Genomic DNA, 587 nt, shown 5'->3' on the forward strand with positions numbered 1-587 from the left:
CGTCACGCAATGCAAAAATGACGGTGAGCAATGTCGATTTGCAGCTTGCTGCGGCGGATACCGTGGACGCTCCAAAATACGTGGCCAAGCAGGGAGAATTGGTATTCCAAATCGCTTCTTCACCTCGATCTGCAACCAAGGAGTATCCGGTTCAAGCTCGTGCCAACTACTCGGGCGAATTTGAAGTTCTGCACAATGGCAAAGTGGTAGCGAAGCAAACCGTGACGGCGGGCGAGCTGTTCAGCCAGTGGCTGACACTTGATAGCGGCGCGAATCAAATGGAAGTGAGATTCACCGCCATTGACGGCCCAAACAAAGAGACACAAGCGCACCGTTACAGCGTTGACGTTGTTTCTCTGCCAGACCCAATGACGCTGTATGTTGTACCAAACGGCAGTGACAAAGGCAACGGATCTCAAGCGCAACCGCTTGATTTAGCTACCGCAGTAGAACTGCTTCCTGCTGGCGGCACCATCATTTTGAAAGATGGCGACTACCAAGGGATGGAAATCCCGCTGACGGCGAGTGGCAGTGTCGACAAGCTCAAGCACCTACGTGCGGAAGGAGACAATGTTCGCTTTGTTTCG

The 587-nt window shown here is 52.8% G+C and carries 1 pseudogene; it reads left to right on the forward strand.

What is annotated here, in order from left to right:
• Positions 1 to 587: pseudogene (locus R7Z49_RS26465) on the forward strand (exopolygalacturonate lyase); the annotation flags it as partial.

The organism is Vibrio sp. 1562 (assembly GCF_033340155.1).
In the GTDB taxonomy this organism is placed as follows: Bacteria; Pseudomonadota; Gammaproteobacteria; order Enterobacterales; family Vibrionaceae; genus Vibrio; species Vibrio alginolyticus.